Raw genomic sequence first — 600 nt, forward strand, 5'->3', positions numbered from 1 at the left:
CGGCTTCGTGTTTTCGGGTCAGGGGGGGCAGTGGGTGGGGATGGGGCGGGGGTTGTATGAGCGTTTTGGGGTGTTCGCGGGGGCGTTGGATGAGGTGGTGGGTGGGTTCGGGGGTGTGGTGGGTGGGGGTTTGCGTGAGGTGATGTGGGGTGATGGGGAGCGGTTGGTGTTGACGGGGTGGGCGCAGCCGGCGTTGTTCGGGGTGCAGGTGGGGTTGGTGCGGTTGTTGGAGTCGTGGGGGGTGCGGGCGGATGTGGTGGTGGGGCATTCGGTGGGGGAGGTTGCGGCGGCTTTTGTGGCTGGGGTGTTGTCGTTGGGGGATGCGTGTCGTTTGGTGGCGGTGCGGGCGGGGTTGATGCAGGGGTTGTCGGTGGGTGGGGTGATGGTGGCGATTGGGGCGTCGGAGGAGCGGGTGCGGGGGGCGTTGGTGGCGGGGGCTGAGGTGGCGGCGGTGAATGGGCCGGATGCGGTGGTGGTGTCGGGGGTGGCGGATGCGGTGGCGCGGGTGGCGGCGGGGTTTGAGCGGGTGCGTCCGTTGCGGGTGTCGCATGCGTTTCATTCGGGGTTGATGGAGCCGATGTTGGCGGAGTTCGGTGCGGC

The 600-nt window shown here is 69.0% G+C and carries 1 protein-coding gene; it reads left to right on the plus strand.

All coding sequences use genetic code 11. The features are described 5' to 3' along the window. Nucleotides 1–52: 52 nt before the first annotated feature. Nucleotides 53–600, plus strand: a 548-nt coding sequence (locus AB0C16_RS40280; protein WP_357691436.1) for an acyltransferase domain-containing protein, incomplete at its 3' end; no start/stop codon positions are given.

The sequence above is a fragment of the Nonomuraea sp. NPDC048916 genome (assembly GCF_040649575.1).
In the GTDB taxonomy this organism is placed as follows: domain Bacteria; phylum Actinomycetota; class Actinomycetes; order Streptosporangiales; family Streptosporangiaceae; genus Nonomuraea.